Annotated in this window: 15 protein-coding genes and 1 tRNA gene; 7 read left to right on the top strand and 9 right to left on the bottom strand. The window is 58.4% G+C overall.

All coding sequences use genetic code 11. From position 1 onward, the window contains the following. Positions 1–249 precede the first annotated feature (249 nt). Positions 250–810 carry a peptidylprolyl isomerase gene (locus F4X57_02905; protein MYC06117.1) on the top strand — a complete coding sequence of 187 codons (561 nt, stop codon included), beginning with the start codon at positions 250–252 and terminating at the stop codon, positions 808–810. A 139-nt stretch (positions 811–949) separates the two neighbouring features. Continuing rightward, positions 950–1,405 (top strand): peptidylprolyl isomerase, encoded by a 456-nt coding sequence (locus F4X57_02900; GenBank protein MYC06116.1) that lies wholly within the window; start codon positions 950–952, stop codon positions 1,403–1,405. A 233-nt stretch (positions 1,406–1,638) separates the two neighbouring features. Here F4X57_02900 and F4X57_02895 read toward each other — a convergent pair whose 3' ends face one another. After that, complete coding sequence (locus tag F4X57_02895; GenBank protein MYC06115.1) at positions 1,639–3,843, bottom strand: hypothetical protein; 2,205 nt, start codon at positions 3,841–3,843, stop codon at positions 1,639–1,641. A 149-nt stretch (positions 3,844–3,992) separates the two neighbouring features. Between F4X57_02895 and F4X57_02890 the strand changes: the two genes are divergently transcribed. After that, a complete protein-coding gene (locus tag F4X57_02890; GenBank protein ID MYC06114.1) occupies positions 3,993–4,364 on the top strand; it encodes a hypothetical protein in 372 nt (123 codons plus the stop codon). Between the two features lie 47 nt (positions 4,365–4,411). On the opposite strand, the gene F4X57_02885 is transcribed toward F4X57_02890, so the two are convergent. The 6 genes from F4X57_02885 to F4X57_02860 form a co-directional block, all read right to left on the bottom strand. Further along, positions 4,412–5,026 (bottom strand): hypothetical protein, encoded by a 615-nt coding sequence (locus F4X57_02885; GenBank protein MYC06113.1) that lies wholly within the window; start codon positions 5,024–5,026, stop codon positions 4,412–4,414. Between the two features lie 28 nt (positions 5,027–5,054). Continuing rightward, a tRNA-Ile gene (locus tag F4X57_02880) sits at positions 5,055–5,129 on the bottom strand. Positions 5,130–5,297: 168 nt separating this feature from the next. Continuing rightward, positions 5,298–5,717 carry a type II 3-dehydroquinate dehydratase gene (locus F4X57_02875; GenBank protein ID MYC06112.1) on the bottom strand — a complete coding sequence of 140 codons (420 nt, stop codon included), beginning with the start codon at positions 5,715–5,717 and terminating at the stop codon, positions 5,298–5,300. 70 nt (positions 5,718–5,787) lie between these two features. Further along, positions 5,788–8,160, bottom strand: a complete 2,373-nt coding sequence (locus F4X57_02870) for a pyruvate dehydrogenase (GenBank protein ID MYC06111.1) — start codon at positions 8,158–8,160, stop codon at positions 5,788–5,790. 100 nt (positions 8,161–8,260) lie between these two features. After that, positions 8,261–9,079: a hydroxypyruvate isomerase gene (gene hyi / locus F4X57_02865; protein MYC06110.1), complete on the bottom strand. Its 819-nt coding sequence runs from the start codon at positions 9,077–9,079 to the stop codon at positions 8,261–8,263. Between the two features lie 138 nt (positions 9,080–9,217). Next, positions 9,218–10,282 (bottom strand): Gfo/Idh/MocA family oxidoreductase, encoded by a 1,065-nt coding sequence (locus tag F4X57_02860; protein ID MYC06109.1) that lies wholly within the window; start codon positions 10,280–10,282, stop codon positions 9,218–9,220. Positions 10,283–10,679: 397 nt separating this feature from the next. Between F4X57_02860 and F4X57_02855 the strand changes: the two genes are divergently transcribed. Next, positions 10,680–11,861 (top strand): pyridoxal phosphate-dependent aminotransferase, encoded by a 1,182-nt coding sequence (locus F4X57_02855; protein MYC06108.1) that lies wholly within the window; start codon positions 10,680–10,682, stop codon positions 11,859–11,861. Between the two features lie 8 nt (positions 11,862–11,869). Here F4X57_02855 and thrC read toward each other — a convergent pair whose 3' ends face one another. Then, entirely contained in the window at positions 11,870–12,997 is a 1,128-nt protein-coding gene (gene thrC, locus F4X57_02850; GenBank protein ID MYC06107.1) for a threonine synthase, read from the bottom strand. A gap of 212 nt (positions 12,998–13,209) precedes the next feature. On the opposite strand from thrC, the gene F4X57_02845 reads away from it, so the two are divergent. From F4X57_02845 to F4X57_02835, 3 genes are all read left to right on the top strand, one after another. Continuing rightward, on the top strand, positions 13,210–14,151 hold the full coding sequence (locus tag F4X57_02845) for a YihY/virulence factor BrkB family protein (protein MYC06106.1): 942 nt from the start codon (positions 13,210–13,212) through the stop codon (positions 14,149–14,151). A 49-nt stretch (positions 14,152–14,200) separates the two neighbouring features. Then, the gene (locus F4X57_02840; protein MYC06105.1) at positions 14,201–15,631 is read left to right on the top strand and encodes an MFS transporter; all 1,431 of its coding nucleotides are present in this window, start codon (positions 14,201–14,203) and stop codon (positions 15,629–15,631) included. Positions 15,632–15,730: 99 nt separating this feature from the next. Beyond that, a complete protein-coding gene (locus F4X57_02835; protein ID MYC06104.1) occupies positions 15,731–16,438 on the top strand; it encodes a hypothetical protein in 708 nt (235 codons plus the stop codon). Between the two features lie 41 nt (positions 16,439–16,479). On the opposite strand, the gene F4X57_02830 is transcribed toward F4X57_02835, so the two are convergent. Then, entirely contained in the window at positions 16,480–16,791 is a 312-nt protein-coding gene (locus F4X57_02830; GenBank protein ID MYC06103.1) for a hypothetical protein, read from the bottom strand. Positions 16,792–18,003: the final 1,212 nt, after the last annotated feature.

The following is an 18,003-nucleotide window of genomic DNA, read 5'->3' as shown; positions in this document are numbered from 1 at the left end:
GCCGGTGATTGCCGAAAATTGCGTCACCATACAGGAGGATCTGTGAAGACGATGATAACCAGATATTCCCAGACGGCCGCATTCGTCGCTGCCGCCGCAATAACGCTAATGCTGATTGCCGCTTGCTCCAGCGAGCCGGAGCTTGGCGCACCTAAGACGCCTGCCGCAGCCCCGGCACAAGCGGCGGCGCCGGTACAGCCTGCCGCAGCGCCAACATCCGCCCCTGCTCCTGCTGCCAAGCCTGAGTTGATGCGGTGGGATTCGCCGCCGGCGATGACCATCGACACAAGCAAGGACTACCGCGCGGTCATCGAGCTGGAAAAGGGCGATGAAATCGTCATCGACCTATTCGAGGACGGCGCGCCCACGACAGTCAATAACTTCGTCTTTCTCGCGCGCGAAGGCTTCTACGACGGCGTAACATTCCATCGCGTGCTCGAAGGTTTTATGGCGCAGACCGGCGACCCGACAGGCACGGGCGGCGGCGGTCCCGGCTATCGCTTCGACAACGAAGTCAGCCCTGACTTGCGGCACGAAGGCCCCGGCATCCTGTCGATGGCGAACGCAGGCATGCGCAACGGGCAGGGCACGAACGGAAGCCAATTCTTCATCACATTCCGCGAGACGCACTTCTTAGACGGATACAATCTCGACGGCACTGAAAAGGACTGCGCCGCAGAGTCATGCCACTCGGTCTTCGGCAAGGTCGTCGAAGGTATGGATGTGGTGAACAACATAAGCCTGCGGGACCCGGGCAGCGCGACCACACCCGGCGACGCGATTAAGACCATCAGGATTGAAGAGAATTAGGTTCTGACAAGAAGACGCACTTACAGGAAATTGAACCGCTTGATCAGTTCAGGCGATTGGAGGAATTGTGGTAAGCCAATACAGTGAACCGCCCGCATTGGGCATCGACCAAAGCAAGAAGTACACCGCCACCATAGAGATGGAAAAGGGTGGCGAAATCGAGATAGAGCTTTTCGCGGCGGAAGCGCCCATCACGGTGAACAACTTCGTCTTTCTCGCGCGGGAAGGCTACTACGACGGCGTTACCTTTCACCGGGTAATTCCCGGATTTATGGCGCAGGGCGGCGATCCAACTGGCTCTGGCAGTGGTGGTCCCGGCTATCAGTTCGACGACGAATTCCACCCGAGCTTGCGGCACGATTCGCCAGGCATCCTGTCTATGGCGAACGCTGGCAGTCGCGGTGGACGCGGCACGAACGGCAGCCAATTCTTCATCACATTCGTCCCCACGCCGCACCTCGACGATCACCATTCAGTATTCGGCAAGGTCGTGTCCGGCATGGACGTGGTCAACGGAATCGCCGTCCGCGACCCCATGCGCTCCCGGACGCCCGGCGACGCGATGCGGACAATTCGCATTGCGGAGTCTGATTAGGGTTGACGGCGGTGTAGGGGTTGCGTGAGATAGACAGGGGTGTCGCCGTTGATATACGGTCTCCCTATCTTATCCTTACCGCTTCAAGGGAGAGTGCTTAATCAGGAGAGTGCTTAATCAAGACTTTAGAAGGCAAAACTTAAGAGGGCGTCGGCAAAATCACCGGCGCCCTTTCTCTGCTTGTTCCTGCTGTTGCGCTAACGAGCCGCTATTGGTAGCCTGTCCGCATAGCCCTAGTCGTCGCCAACCACTGGGTCGATGGTAGGCTCGGGCGCTTCGGTTGGCCGTGGCTCCGGCTTGGCTAGGTGCAGGCTGTATAGCTTGCCCTGCGTGCCGATCCATGATTGCCTGCTTGCGTTTTGTTCCTCGCCCGCAATCAGCGGTCTGTTGTTGACGCGGATGCTCGGCTCGGTCTGCGAGCTGCGAATGTCCACTTCTTCCTTAGTGAAGTAGAACGACAATCCTCGTAATTCAGGTATGCCAATCTCTTCACCGAGAAGCAAATTCTTGTGCTGAACTAGCGTCGTGAACGACCGCTCCACCGCGCTGAAGTCCACAAGCACCTTGCCTTCCTCGTCAGCGATGTAGCCAAATGGTTCAGGCTTGGTCAGTCCGTAAATCGCGTAGCCGGCGCCAGCAACCATAACTATCGTCACTATGCCTCCCACCACCGCGAGTGCGATAGCGATAATCGGATAGTCCGAGCTTTCTTCGGGCAGCTCTGCCTGAACCGGCGGAGCGGCTGGCGCTACCGGCGCTGTGGGGACCGGCTCCGGTGCGGGCGGTGGCGCTTGCTGGACTACGGCTGGCTGCTGCGGCATCGGCGGGATCGGGTACGATGACAATACCGCCGAGTCGCTCGTGAAGGTGTAGTCGCGCGCGGCGTAGTTCATGTTTAAGCGGAAGAGAATCGTGTGGTATTCCTCAATGCCCGGCGTGAACACTATGTCGAACGCCCAAGCACGACCTTGATTAAGCAGTTCTCTGGGCACCAATTCGATGGCGCTGTTACCGCTCGCGGAGGATATATCTACGTCGATTATGCTCGTCGGCACAGCGTAAGGCTGCCCGTTCACCTTGACTTCGGTAGTGCCTATTACCACGCGTTCGCCGGGCCTTAGGCCGTCCACGTGCGTCAAGTTGACATCGAGCACCGGGAATGCCTGTGCCATAACCGAAGTGCGCGTCGAGATAGTGTGCTCGTGCTGCGGCCAGTGCAGTTCCAACTCGATCTCGTACTCGCCTTCGCTACCCAGCGGCGGCACGGTCGTCGAATAATAGGCGTCGCCGGCGACTGCATCGCCGTATTCGCCGTTGTCGTTCAGCGCGTGGGTGAAGGTATGCCCGCCCTCGGCGACGATGGTCGCCCGCAGCTCGGCATCCGGAACGGAGACACGCTGGTGGCCGTCGGAGACATACACCACGAACTCGGTGCTGCTATCGTGCGGTATCGTATCGAAGGACACGAGATGCAAGCCGAGCGTGTTTTTCGGATAATGCCACGCCGAGATGAAACCGTCTCCGCCGCGAACATCGATCGTCCACTTGCCAGGCGCAGGGTCGGTCAGCGTCCAGATAATCACATGCGGCGTTTCCACGACGCTGGACAGCGCGCGGTCGCCTTCGGACTCGCGGACGCCGGACGGATTCTGTAGGCTAAACGAGCCGGTGCTGCCTTGCTTGAAGAACACCAGCGATGCCTCGGTGGTGCTCGGCGGAATATCCAGTGTTGCGGAGAATACGTCGTTGGGAGCGAGTTCGTCCTGCCCAATTTCGAACAGAGTTCCCTTCGCGTCCTCGCGCAGTATCTGATCGGCGATGACCTTCAGCTCCTGCGGCGTGGACAGCGGGAATATGTCGCTGCCAGTGCCGCCAGACACGGTGCGCATAAACTCTTTGGCGTATGTCGATGAGCCGGGCAGCGCGACGCTGACGACTTGCCAGCCTTCGCGGTTGAGTGCGTTGATAGTCTCGCCCAGCGGATACTCCTCGGCGGGCGAGTCACCGTCAAGTTCGCCGCCTGAGACGACATAAACGGTAGAACCACTGCCAGCACTCTCGAACTTCATCAGCTCGTGGGCATATGACAGCGCCGCTGTTAGGTCTTCGACCTGCGCGCCGTTAGAATCTTCGATGTGGCTCACGACATCGCGATAGGCGCTGCCGTGCTCGGGGCTGCCCGCGATGGCAGGCCCGATTACGCCTTCTTCGCCAGTAGCGATAAATCCTATACGCTGGTCTTCACGCAGCTCGGACAGCAGTCCTATGAACGAGACAGCCAAGTCACGATTCTGCTCGGACGCGCCCGTCGCGTGCCTGTCAACGATGACGATGTCTAGCGGATCGTTGTTCTGCGCAAGCAACAAATCCGTCTGGCTTGCTGTCCAAACAGTTAAGAGTATTGCCGCAAGTGCGAAAGCAATGTAGATTCTTTTCATCTTCCACCTCCGTGGAAGTCAGAATTACATAAGTGCGAAATCCGCTTCAACGTGAATTTAGTCCCTTTTCACATTAGTTTTAGAATGTTCCAAAACTCTTACAGTAAAAATTCAGAACCCTACATCCCGTCGAATGAAACTAGGCTGCCATGCCGGAAGTAGCACTGCGCCGGTTGGCAATGTGTGCGCTGGCGGTCGTGACTGTGTTTGTGATCGCGATGTCGTTAATGGCGTGCGTAGGCAACGGCGGCGCCAACACGGCAACGGACAACGACGCCGAGCTGTCGTTGGAAATGATGCGCGGCATGGTGCTGCAGGTAGAAGCGGAGTCGCTGATTTCGCTCGCCGCGCTGGAAGTGCAGGACGACGACGGCAAAATATGGCGCTTCGAGGGTAGGGGTAAGGTAGTGCCAGGCTTCACACCATCGCACCTGAACGAACACAAGCTGTTCGGCGATCCGATTGAAGTAACCTTTTACCGTGAAGGCGATGCGCTAGTGATTCACGACATAGAAGATTGAGTGGAGAGGCTGAGGGAGTTGACCCAATATGCCTGCTTCACATTGCCTTATCCATGTTCAGCATCCCTAGCACGCTGCACCCGCCGTATGCTAAAGACGACCCATGCCGTGCCGCCGCCTAGCGCCAGCGTTACTAGCGCGAGTATGAGCCTGCCTTCAAAGCTCGGCACGGTCGCGGCTTCGGCGATGTTCAGCGGGGTAGTTGTGGTAACTTCGCCGTGTTCGTCGGTCTCAATCTTCGTCAGCAGCGACCACTGACCGGCGCTGCGGAAGATGATGTTGCCTTTGTAGTGGATCGGGGTCGCCGGGTCGTTGAGCGCGGGCGTCTGGAATGTCGGCTCACCTTCCGGATTATACGCGACAATTAGCACACGCGCGTTTTCGACAAGCTCTTGTGCCGCCGGGTCAAGTATCGTTACGCCGAAATGCACCGTGCCGACTCTTGGCTTGTGCGGCTGTATGGTGATGATGACTTCGTATGGTCCCGCCGGACCGCGGTGTAGCTGTAACGGCTTGTCGAACACGGACTCGCGTTCGCCGGGTGTCTGCCCCATCGTGAACACGCTCAACGCGACTATGGCGGCGAGCAGATAGAATAATCGGACCGCGCCGGAATTGGCGCGTGGGCGAATATTTCGCGGTGTGTGAGATGCGAGGCGCAATTGAGAGGTGCCGTGTGGGCGCTGGTTGTGGTGGGCTTGCCAGGGATCGAACCTGGGACCAATCGGTTATGAGCCGACCGCTCTGCCGCTGAGCTACAAGCCCGTTTGATGTCAATTTAGACTAGCGAACTGGGTGTGCGCTGTCAAGGATTGGCATTCTGCAGATGGCGTTGCCAATGGCGACGCCAATCGCTATTTTGCCTTGATCCTAGCCTTCGCTCATATGGAGTAGGGACTGTTGCGCCCGCCAAAAAAGACGCCGCTGACTTTACTATGCAGAAAGTTCTTTTGCCGCTTGCAAGCCTAGGTTGTAGCCCATGATACCGATGCCGGTGATGACACCTCTACAGGCTGGACCAATCTCGGATATGCGGCCTCGGCTTGCCGGGTTAGACATGTGAATTTCAAGCGTGGGTGTGCTTCCCTCGCGTATCGTGTCGGCGAGTGCGGGATGGCCGGTCGTGTAGCCGCCTGGATTGATGAGCGCCGCGTCCGCGTCCGAATCCTTGAGCTTGGCGATGACTTCGGACTCCTCGTTCGAGTGGAATATCTCCACATCCACGCCCAAATCGGCTGCGTATTGGCGGATGTTCTCGTCGTACTCGGGCAGCGTCATCGTGCCGAAGATTTCGATGTCAACCTTGCCGCGTAGTTCCATGCCCTGCCCGTGAAGTACCAGCACTTTCGTCATCGTTTCGTGTCTCCTTTTGGATATGAATGTCGGCTATATGTGGTTGGCTGTGTGTGAGATTGGGTGAATGCTAAATGTCCAGCGCAGTGAAGCATGCCGCTACTATGCTGTCAACATCGATACCGTATTCCTTGTATAGCTCGGATCGGGTACCGGACTGGCCGAATTCGCTTACTCCTAGCGGCATTATCCTCGTGCCGAGCGCGCCGCCTATCCACGCGAGCGAATGCGGGTGCGCGTCCGCCACCGCGACTACTGGCACTTGGCGCTCTTCAGTCGATAGAATGCCCGCTAGGAACGGCGTGGTGGTGCTGCCCGCAACCGCAGCGTCTATGCCTTCCTGATAGCGCCGGTACAGGGGGCCCGGTCCAGTGATGTTGATGACATTGGCGAACACTCCCTCGCGCAGCAACTCCTCGCTCGCCTCAATCGCATCCGGGATCATCGCCCCGATTGCCATGATGTTTACCACATTTTCGCCCGGCGCGTACTGAGGCTCAGACGCGCGACTGACTAGGCGATACGCGCCCGACAACACCTGCCGCCGCAGACGCTCTTGCGCCTCCGTGTCATCCGGCAGGTTGAATAGCGACTGCTCAACGCGCCTGCTCGTCAGGCGCAGGTATGTGGAGCGTTCTCGCCGCCTCACTTGTTCGAGCGCGCTCAGCATAATCCACTCCACTTCTTTGCCGAAGCAGGGTTCGTAGAAGTCCAGTGCCGGCATTTCTGCGCCGATGGACGGCGTCATAAACGACTGATGCGCGCCGCCTTCCGGCGCGAGCGTGATCCCCGAAGGCGTACCGACCACAATGAACTTCGCGTCGGAATACAGGCCGTAAGTGAACGCGTCCAGCCCGCGCCGCACGAACGGGTCGTACAGCGTGCCGATGGGGAACAGCAGCTCTCCATTCGCCTCGAACGACTGCCCCAATTGCCCGAGCATCATGAACAGATTGTTCTCGGATATGCCAAGCTCGATGTGCTGCCCTTGCGATGATTCGTTCCAGCGCAGCACGCTTTCGTCTTCTTCGGGCAGTTGTTCCGGCTCGGTACGATTCCACACGCCTGCGCGATTTATCCAGCCGCCCAAGCCGGTTGAGCTCGCCACATCCGGGCTGACGGTAACGATGCGGTCGGCGACTTCGGGCAGATTACGCGCGAGGTCGGTCAGCACCAGCCCGTAAACTTGCTGACTCGATGTGCTGCCGCGATATTCGTGGTCGATGCTGGTGGGAATCGCGGGAGTCAACGCTGTCGGCGAGCGCAGCCCTGACGAGCGCAATCTCGCGGCTGTGCTACGGCAAGCCAGCCCCGCCGCAGACCTGGGATCGAAGTCGTCCCAAACTTCGTTCTCTGCCAACCCGATGTGCTCGCGAAGTTCTTCCATCTGGGTCTGCGACAGCAGGTTCGAGTGGTTGCGTGGGTCGCCGATGGTCGGCAGCATAAATCCCTTGAAAGTGTACGCGAACACCACTGTGGGACCGCGTAGTTCGTCCGCGCGCGCGAATGCGTCTCTGAGCATGGAGAAGTCGTGGCCGCCAAGGTTGCTGAACAGGCTGCGAAACTCTTCGTCGTTCCACCGGCTGATGAAGCGCGCCAGATCGCGTGGGAATCTGCTGTAGCGGGGCAGCCACTCGCGCAGGATGGCGCCATCGACGCGCAGCAGACGCTGGTATGCCTCGTTCGACATATCGTCGATGCACATTTGCAGCAGCTCGCCGTTCTGTTCAGCGAATGCGCTTTGCAGGCGTCTGCCGTACTTGACATCGATGAAATTCCAGCCGTTAGCGGCGAACATCTCGCGCCAACTCTGCACGCGGATACCCGGTATGATGCGGTCGAGGCTCTGCCTGTTTAAGTCAACGACCCATAGCACATTGTCGAGCGCCGCCATTTCCGGTTCGGAAATCGCTTCCCAAATGGACCCTTCGTCAAGCTCGGCGTCTCCGACAAGGCTGATGTATCGGCGCGGCGATCGATTATAGAAGTGCAGGTGCGCGCGCAGGTATTCTTCAGTAATCGCGGCGAAGTTTGGCGCGACCGGTCCTAGTCCGACTGACCCGGTAGAGAAGTCCACAGAGTCCGGGTCTTTGGTCTGACTTGGGTACGCCTGCAGCCCGTGAAATCCGCGCAGCGTCTTCAAGTATCTGCCGTCTAGGTTGCCCAGCAGATACTGTATGGCGTGATAGACGGGTGATGCATGCGGCTTGACCGAAATCCTGTCTCCGGCGCGCATGTGGTCGAAGAACAACGATGTCATTATCGTCGTGACCGACGCGCTGGACGCCTGATGCCCGCCGACCTTGCCGTCCGGCGACGGGCGCTCGTTGTTCGCGTAATGCACCATATTTATCGCGAGCCACAGCACGCGGTCTTGGATTTGCCGCAGTGTCGTATCGCGGTCTTGATATACATCCGCTATTTCCGGAATTGCCGTTGCCATCGCTAACCTCGCAGTCAGAATTCAGGTGTCAGCAATCAGTCGTCGAGTCCAATTAGTCCCTCCCGTCAGGAGAAGATTAGTAAGGGGGCGAAGATTCTATTCACACTTGATATGAGCTCCGCGCCGGAGATTCCGCATTACAGATACGCCTTCGCCCATCCCATCCCATCCCTTCGTCCGTCGTCGCAGCGGGGACATATTCGCAGCCTACCCAGCCGTCGTAGCCGAGTTCGTCGAGATAGTCGAACAGGTAGGCGTAGTTGATTTCGCCGGTGCCGGGTTCGTGGCGGCCCGGGTTGTCCGCAATTTGGATGTGTCGGATGATGTCCATATTGCGCTCTATGTTGCGCGCGAGATCGCCCTGCATTATCTGCATGTGATATAGGTCGTGTTGCAGGAACAGATTGTCCGAGCCGACGCGCTCGATAAGGTCGCGTGCCTGCTCCGGGTAGTTCAGCACGAAACCGGGAATGTCGATAGTGTTTATCGGCTCGACGAGTAGTCGGATTCCGGCAGCGCCAAGCTGCTCTGCCGCGAACTTGAGATTCGCCGCGAGCGTTGCGTCCAGCTCTTCGCTAGACACACCTTCAGGCGCGATGCCGGCGAGGCAGTTGACCTGCGGGCAACTGAGCGCGGCGGCATACTCGATCGCCTTGCCCACGCCGTCTTGAAACTCGCCCACGCGGTCGGGATGGCACGCGATTCCACACTCGCCTGCTGCCCAGTCGCCAGCGGGCAGGTTGTGCAAGACTTGCGCGAGACTATGCCGTTCCAACATTTCCGCCAACTGCGCGGGTTCATATTCGTATGGGAACAGATACTCTACGCCCTTAAACCCGGCGGCAGACGCGGCGGTGAATCTGTCGAGAAAATCCACCTCGTTGTACAACATCGTGAGGTTTGCTGCGAATCTTGGCATTTCTTGTCCTTGTTGTCGGTCAGTATAGGTGTCTAAAAGTCGCTGTCTAATGTCGCCGATTGATTTTCGATGAGCAATGTTCGGTGATGGACTTGGTTGCACCTGTCCAATCTGCGTGTGACAGCGATGGAATATCCGCTATGTAAGGCTTGACGGTTGCACAGGGCGCTGTTCGTCAGACGCCTTGTAAATGGACATTGCAACTTGCATGGTATGGCGCGAGAAGTCGATGTCCATGTCCGGCTGTTCGTCGCGGATGATGCAGTCGATGAACTGCCGCGCCGCGCCGTTGAATCCTTCTATCCAGTCCATCGGTACTTGTATGCCGGTCGTCTCCGTGCCCTTGACGACCATGACCGGCGGCAGATCGAGCATCTCGCCGGTGCAGCGCGTAACCCAGATGGCGCCCTTGCTGCCCTGAATCTCGAAGAACTCGTCGGCAGGATAGTACCTGCCGCGTATCTCCATTTCGGGCGCGGACGAGTATTCGAGAACGCCGAGGCAAGTTCTGCCCTTGAACTTCCATATCGCTGCGCTTGGCGTCTCGTTGAGGTAGTCGTCCGAACGGGATACGATGCTCTGCACGCTTTCGATTTGGCCAATCCAGTTGATAGCGGTGGCGTACTTGTGCCAGCCGTCATCGTAGAGCATGCCGCCGGCGTGGAGCGTCGGGTCGCGCCGCCATACATACGCGCCGGGCATGGTTTCAATCTGCGACTGGTCTGCTAACTTGCCGCGCACGGTACGAATGCGAACCATGCACGGCTCGCCGATTTCACCCGCGTCCAGCAGTTCCTTTGCCTTTAAGATGGGTGGGTAGTACAAGAAGTTCTCGGTCGTGCGGTATTTGGTTGAGGCGCCGTTGACCGCCGCTTCAATGGTGTCGATTTCCGCGACTGTCGAAGAAATGGGCTTCTGGCACGATACATGCTTGCCCGCCTTCAGCCCATCCACGATCTGCTGTGGATGCAAGTGTGTCGGCGTCAGCAGTTCGATGGCGTCCACATTGTCGTCGTTCAGCAGGTCTTCATAACTCTCGTGGATTCGCGGCGAGATGCCCCACTGCACGGCGCGCTGCATGGCGCGTTCGGTCTGAGGATCGAAGAGCGCGGCAACCTCGCACTGCTCGTGTGCCAGATAGCCGGGCGCGTTGAGCTGCGAAATTGTGCCGCAGCCCACGATAGCCAGTCGTACCTTGTCCATTTCCCGCCTCCTAAAACCGAAATGCCGGGCACCGAATCATCAGGATCAACTCGGATTGCTAAGCTGCCTTGTAGGATACCATTTGCCGTGAAATTTAGCATGGCTGAATGTGTCCGATTAAGCGGCTGGTGCACTTGCTTCATAAATAGTCCCGTCGCCCTCTGGGTTAAGCTCAAGAATCGAAAGTATTGGCACGCTCGACTGCGACGATTTTAGATTTCTCCCCTTGCTCGGAATGACAATGGGCAGTGCGCCTCGCGAGAGTCAACTATGCTTGTTCAAGGATCGTTGCGGAGGTGAGCGTCCCCAATTGACACCGTCCCCAGTCATGGGGCAAAATCGGGGCGTCTTTAGGCGTCTGGACGCCAACAATTCTAATCGAATCGAAAGTTGGGCTATGGCTGTTTCACAGAAAATTCGGAATTTTATGGAGCAAGGCTCTTGGATTCGCAGGATGTTCGAGGAGGGCATTGAGCTTAAGCGGCAGTTTGGCGAGGAGAATGTCTTCGATTTGTCTCTGGGTAATCCTGTTATGCAGCCGCCACCCGAGTTCTTCGACGAACTCAGGCGCATTGCGAACGACCCACAGCCGGGCATTCACCGCTATATGCCGAACGCAGGTTACGAAGAGACGCGCGCGGCGGTCGCATCGCAGCTTGGCGGCGAGACCGGGCTTGACTTTGGCGCGGGCGACATCGTGATGACCTGCGGCGCGGGCGGTGCGCTCAATGTCGTGCTGAAGACGCTGCTTGATCCGGGCGACGAAATCGTCATCTTCTCGCCGTTCTTCGTGGAGTATCACTTCTACGCGGATAACCATGGTAGTTCATGCCACGTCGTGCCGCCTGACGAGAACTTTCTGCCAGACATGGACGCCTTGAAGGATGCGCTAAACGAGCGGACGAAAATTGTGCTCATCAACTCTCCGAACAATCCCTCCGGCGTGCTGTACAGCGCAGAGTTGCTCGACGAGATGTGCGCACTCATTCGGGACGCTGAAGCGGCGCACGGACGCGAGATTTTTCTCGTCAGCGACGAGCCGTATCGCAGGTTGCTGTTCGACGGCTTGGAGTATCCGCACATCTTCCATCACCACGAACACAGCATTGTGGCGACCTCGCACTCGAAAGACCTCGCGCTGCCGGGCGAGCGCATCGGCTACATCGCAGTACATCCCGAATACGGCGACAAGGATGACCTGATAGACGGGCTGGTGTTCTGCAATCGGACGCTGGGCTTCGTGAACGCGCCTGCGCTGATGCAGCACATCGTGCGTGCGCTGCAATCGGCGAGCGTGGATGTCGATGAGTACCGCCGCAAGCGCGATTTCCTCTACGACAACCTGACGGCGATGGGCTACAAGCTGGTCAAGCCGCAGGGCGCGTTCTACATGTTCCCCGCGTCGCCCACGCCGGACGATGTGGAGTTCGTAGCGGTGCTGCAAGAGCGCAAGGTGCTGGTCGTGCCGGGCGCGGGATTCGGGCTTCCTGGCTACTTCCGCATATCGTACTGCGTGGACGACCGCACGCTAGAAGGAGCGCTGCCCGGCTTCGAGGCGGCGATAGGGGCATATCGCTAATTACTGCTCTAGTCATCCGACGGCGGCATTGCGTCTTTCAAGCCGAATCCTGTCGCTGCGACAAGGATAGAGTCGGCGCTCTGGATTTTGCCCATATCCAACAGCGCCTTCACACCGGCGAATGCCGCTGAGGAGGTCGGCTCGATGAATACGCCTTCCTGCGCCGCGATTTGCCGCTGCCAGCGTAGGATGTCCACCTCAGCGACCGCGACTGCCGCGCCGCCCGTGTCATTCAATGCGCGGACACACTGGAGCAGTCTGGGCGGGTTGGCGACTGCAATTCCGCCCGCGATTGTCGCGCCGGTCGTTGGTGCCGGTTTGCCGTTGAATGCGGCGACAAGTGGCATAACGGCTTGCGCCTGCACCGCATGCAGCGTTGGTATGCGTGAGATCTTGCCCGCGACTTTGATCTCTGTGAAGCCTTTGTGTGTGCCAATTAGCAGCGAACCGTTGCCAACAGGCAATACGATATGCTGCGGCAGGTCATCGCCGAACTGTTCCACCACTTCGTATGCGAAAGTCTTTGTGCCTTCGGTGAAATATGGGCTGAGGTTGTGCGAAGCATAGACGATGCTGTTACTATTGGCGAAATCGACCGCTGCGTCCGTCACGGCTTGGCGGTCGCCGTCTATCGCGTGTGTCGTTGCGCCATAGACGGCGATCTGCCCCAGCTTGGCGGCGGGTGCGCTCGCCGGGGCGAAGATGTGCGCATCAATGCCAGCGCGCGCGGCGTATGCGGACACAGATGCGCCAGCATTGCCGGACGAATCCTCAACGACCTGAGTTACCCCCATCTCCTTGGCGACACTCATCATCACCGCCGTGCCCCTGTCCTTGAACGAGCCGGTCGGGTTCATTGCCTCCAACTTGGCGTATAGGCGGCTGATTCCTAGCGAATTGCCGAGATTGCGCAGATTCACGGTGGGCGTGTTGCCTTCGCCAAGCGAGATGGCGTCTGCGGGATTGCGCAGCGGCGTTGGTATGGGCATGGCGGAGGGATTGCATTGGGCGTTATGCACTTCATCGGTGGTGTACGCGACATCCAGGACGCTGTTGCACTTTGTACAGTGCAGAGTTGTCATGTCGGCGCTGTACGATGCGGGGCATTCTGTGCAGGCTAGTCTGAAGTGGGGCAAGGGCGGATACCTCGATTGACGCTGCTAACTTGATTGGGTGGTTGCTGTCTGATGCTATTCGCGGCAGGGTTGGCTGTCAATGGTGGAGTAGTGTGCGGATTGGTGGCTGGCAACATAGGCGCAAGTCCCGTGTGAATCGATGATTCCTTGCTTGGCGGGTTGGGGAAACGGTGCTTGGGCGCGGCTTTTGCTATAATTTTGTTATCAGAACTATGATAGAGAAAATACGACGCCATCCGACAATCAGGCGGGGAACGACGCTTGCCCGGTTCTACCTGCGCGGTACATTGCGCGCGTTGAGCGGATATTTCGTGCTCAGGCTTATCGCTCGCACAGCGCAGGAGATGTCTGACGACGACGCGACGCATATGGCGGCTGCGATGTCGTACTACGCGCTCGTGTCGCTGTTTCCACTGACGCTTGGGCTAATCTCGATAACATCGTTCATTGCCGACGACGCGCATACGCGGCAAACGATTATCGACTGGGTGGCGAGCTTCCTGCCCGGTTCGGAGAAACTTATCGAGGCAAATATCGAGGAAGTGCTGAGATCGCGGGAGACGGTCGGCGCGGTCGCCATATTTGGCTTGTTTTGGTCGGGCAGCGCGGTCTTCGGCGGCATCACGCGCTCTATCAACCGCGCGTGGGATGTGCATAAAGACCGTCCGCTCCCCATCAGCAAGGCGCGGCAGATGCTCATGGCGGGGCTGACCGGCTGCCTATTCCTTTGCTCTACCAGCATATCCGCCTTCCTGCGCTCATACGAACGCTTTGCGTATCTCGATATTCCGTACGCTGCTGCGCTGGTCGAATCGAGCAGCGTGGTCATCCTGTACGCGAGTTCGTTCGTGCTCATCCTGATAGTGTTCCTGATGCTGTACAAGTTCACGCCCAACACCAAGACATCTTGGCAGTATATCTGGGTTGGCGCGCTAGTTGGCGCAGCGCTGTTTGAGATAACGAAGAATCTGTTTATCTGGTATCTGAACACTTTCACGAACTTCGGCAACGTGTACGGCACGCTTGCCACGGTCGTGGTCTTCATGCTATGGGCTTACTTAAGCGGGCTGATACTCATACTCGGCGCGGAATTGAGTTCCGAGTACGAACGTGTATGCAGAGGGACGCGGCGCGGTGTGCTGCTGACAGACTAGCGCCTTGATTCGCTTGTGCAATGGCGCGTGAAGTGGGTACACTTGCTCAATGCGAATTCCTGTTGCCACCATACGCAGCCCTGCCGATGCCGTGGGCATGGTGCGCGGCGTCTTCTACGGCTGGTGGTTGGTCGGCATCGCGGTCGTGCTGCTAACGCTGATGGCGCTCTGCGTCTTTCAGGGATTGGGCACATTCCTAGTCGCGCTGCAGCTTGAGTTCGGTTGGAGCCGCACAGTGCTAAGCGGCGCGTTTTCTCTTTCGCGCGCACAAGGCGCCGTCATCGGGCCTATCGAAGGGTGGCTCATCGACAAGGTGGGCAATCGCCGGATGATTCTATTCGGCTATTTGCTGATGGCGTTCGGCTTCCTGATGTTCTCGCAGGTCGGCAACAGCGACTTCTGGGACTTGGGGCTGTTTGCAATCAGCAGCGGCGTGTGGCAGTTCTATATCTCGTTCATCACGATAAGCCTCGGCTCCGGTGTGGGTGGGTGGCTCGCGCTGATGGCTCTGATGAACAACTGGTTCGTGCGGCAGCGCTCGCTGGCGATTGCCACATCCATGTCTGGCATACATTTTGGCGGGCTGCTCGTGCCGGTGCTTGCGCTCGGCATCGAACTGTACGGCTTTCGCTGGACGACATTTGGTATTGCCATATTCCTGGCGGCGCTGATTCTGCCCATCTACACGGTGCTGCGCGACAGGCCGGAAGACATAGGCTTGCTGCCGGACGGCGCTCGCCCCGGCGTAGGACGACAACCGGAACGCAGCGCGGACAAGTGTGAGTCGCAGAGCACAAAGCGAAACACTGCCAAATCGACCGCAGCCAATGATGACGACGACGAGCAAGAGTTCACGGCAATGCAGGCGCTCCGGACGCGCGCGTTCTGGATACTGACAGTGGTTCACATGTCGTCGAGCGTTTCGATAGTAACGCTCGCGCTGCATCTCGCGCCGAAGCTCACGGACATGGGCATGTCGCTCAGCGGCGCGGGGACAATCGTGCTGATTTACACCGTGCTGGCGCTGCCTACGCAATTCGTCGCGGGCTGGCTGGCGGACAGAATGCCCAAGCCGCCGCTGATTTTCTTCTTCATATTGCTGCAGGGCGTGGGAATAATGCTCATCGCGGTTACGGACCAGATTCTGATGGCGCTGGTGTTCGCGGTGCTGTATGGCATCGGCTTCGGTGGGCGGATACCGCTGCTGACATCCATTCGCGGCGAGTACTTCGGGCGTAAGGCGTTCGCCACCATCATGGGGCTGTCGCAAATGCCGAACAATATCTGCATGATATTCGCGCCGCTGTTTGCGGGCTTCATGTTCGACACCACCGGCACATACTTCATACCCTTCGCTTTCTTCGGCTTCCTGAACATCTTGGGCGCATTCCTAATGCTCACCGTTAAGCGCCCTAGCATGCAGGAACCTGCCGATGCGGAATCTATCGCAACAACGAAAGCGGCGCAGCCGTCGAGATAGACCAGTCCACATCCACTCAGAGGGAAGCTTGGGAAGGGAGCAAGTCGCAAGAATGTCCAACCCTCTTGACTCAAATCAAATCGCTATCAGGAACGAACAATGAAAGTGCTAGGACGTGAATTGCCGCCACCATTCGACGACTTCTGGGAGCGCTTTCATGCCGAAATTCCCGTATCGGCGGAGCACATCGAAGCGGGCCACAGCGTCGTCTTCGGCGAGCAAGGCTACGACCTGAGTGCGCCGGCGATGCCCGCGTGGGCTGCGCTGCCGGGCGACGACCTCGCCTACCATGCGGCGCACGAGTTATACCACATCGTGCAGCGACAGCGCGGCTATCCGAAGACGGTCAGAGGGCGGCAGTATCCGCCTGACTCGTTGGAAGCGCGCATCGGCGGCGACCTTGAAGAAATGATACTGCATCCGCCGCTCGAAGAGCTGCTGCGCGGCGAGATGGGCTTCACGAACGATGTCATTCGCGGTCGGATGCTACAAGGCGCGCTTCATGGCGTCGCGAACAGTCCGGTGCCGGAGTACGGCACTGCATGGTTCACGACCTGGGCGATACGATATTGCGAGCTGCAAATCGTGTTGAACTCGGACGAATGGGCGGAGTTGGGCCACATATTCGCAGCGCGCAGTCCGCAAGTAGCCCGGCTCGGCGAAGAGCTGCTGGGAATTGTGCGCGATGTCGGCTGGGGTACGCGCGAGCAGGCGCTCGATGTTCTGGTGGCTGTGCGAGATTCGCTGGGACTGCAGGTCAAGCAGATTGCGCTAGTGCTGGACCCGACGACGGGCGAGATTTTTTAATCTCAATCATCGTCATGATTGTCGCCATGATTTGCCGTCATCTAACGGCAAAGATTCTCCTGTATATGGCGGTGATATTCGCCGGTAATCAGACCTGACGGGAAGACCTGCGCCTCAAAGTCTTCGATCGTGAAGACCCAGTGGTCGATGGTTGGCATAACCTCCGCCGCCTCGACCTTTTCCAGAATGGCGGGGATGCGCGCCTTCTTGTGGGCGCACATGCTGCGCACCTTCGCGTCGAAAGTGGCGCGCGCCTCTATCTCGGAAAAATCGGTAGAGACATTGGGCGTAAGTTCTAGGCAGGCGGCGAGCAAAAGCGGCAGCAGCAACAGTGGCAGGAGGGCTGATTTCATGATGGCGTGTATTGTATCACGCCCAGCGCCGCAACTGAATTGATGCAGGCGCTGCGATATGTGTCAGCCTTCTTGGGACTGGGCTGAAATATGTGGACGGGATGGATAGGGCTTTTAGGGGCTGCGGTTGTTGATGGGGATGGTTAGCCTGGGAGTGGGGACTTGGGCGGCGGCGGTGTGGGACGATCGGCCGGTCGCCCCTACGAGGTTGTAGCGGGCCAGATTGCCGTCGTGCATTCCCTGCTCATCTTCGGGGTCGGGGTCGTTGGGGCCACAGGTGGCGAATGCCATTGCATCTTCGGGGTCTTTGCCTTCGGTGATGCAGCGATTGTAGGCGTTGTACCTGTCTTCGGCTTCTTGCGCTGCCTCTTCGTCGCCGGACTCGTATGCCTCGTTGAATTCGCGGAGCAGCGCGTTGCGTCCGGCTTGAATGCGGGCGTGTTCTAGGGTCGCGCCTTCGTCTGCGAAGTCGGTGGCTTGCTTGTATGCCTGCACATGCTCCCAGCTTACGGCTTCGTAGTTGAGGTCGTAGGCGCGGTGGAGCAGTTCACGCGCGGCTGCTACGCGGTGCGCGGCTGTCCAGTCACCATCGCTGCGGTCGTCTTCGGCTATGCGTATGAGGAGTTCTGCGGCTTCCGTGCCGCCGTTTGTCTTGTCTCGGACTAGCTTTGCCAAGTGTCCGTTGATGGGGGCTGCGTCGTCTAAGTCCGCTTCGGGGTCGTAGGATGCGGACCTGCGGCGTTTGGCGGACTCGCCGAATGCGCGGCGCAGGAGTTCGCTTGCTGCTGCGAGCTTGTGGTGTGGCTTTGCGGGCGGGCGGACTCCACCGTATCCGAAGCCCTGCGCTGCTTGACTGTCGTATTCTCCGTCGTCGTGGATTATGTCGCAGAGGGCTTCGACTAGGGTTTCGCCTTCGTTTGTGCGGTCTCGGATGTATCGGGCAATGGGGTAGGCTACGATGTCTCTGAGCGTGGGTGTCAGTTTAGAGTTATCAGTTATCAGTTCAGAGTTGTCGGTTGATGGTTCGTCGCCGGTTGGGTCGAAGGGTATGACTTTGCCTTCGACTTGCGCGAAGCCGTACTTAGTTAGCATACGTGCGGCGTCCAGCTTGTGGCAGGTCTTGATGGCATAGCTGTCGCTTTGCAAGGTGTCCACAAGGAACATGGCTATGGTCTCACCGTCGTTGGTGAGATTGGCTATTTTCTGTTGTAG

The organism is Chloroflexota bacterium, assembly GCA_009840355.1.
Lineage (GTDB): Bacteria > Chloroflexota > Dehalococcoidia > Lucifugimonadales > JADFKI01 > Bin90.
This window is presented reverse-complemented; position numbering and strand designations above follow the sequence as displayed.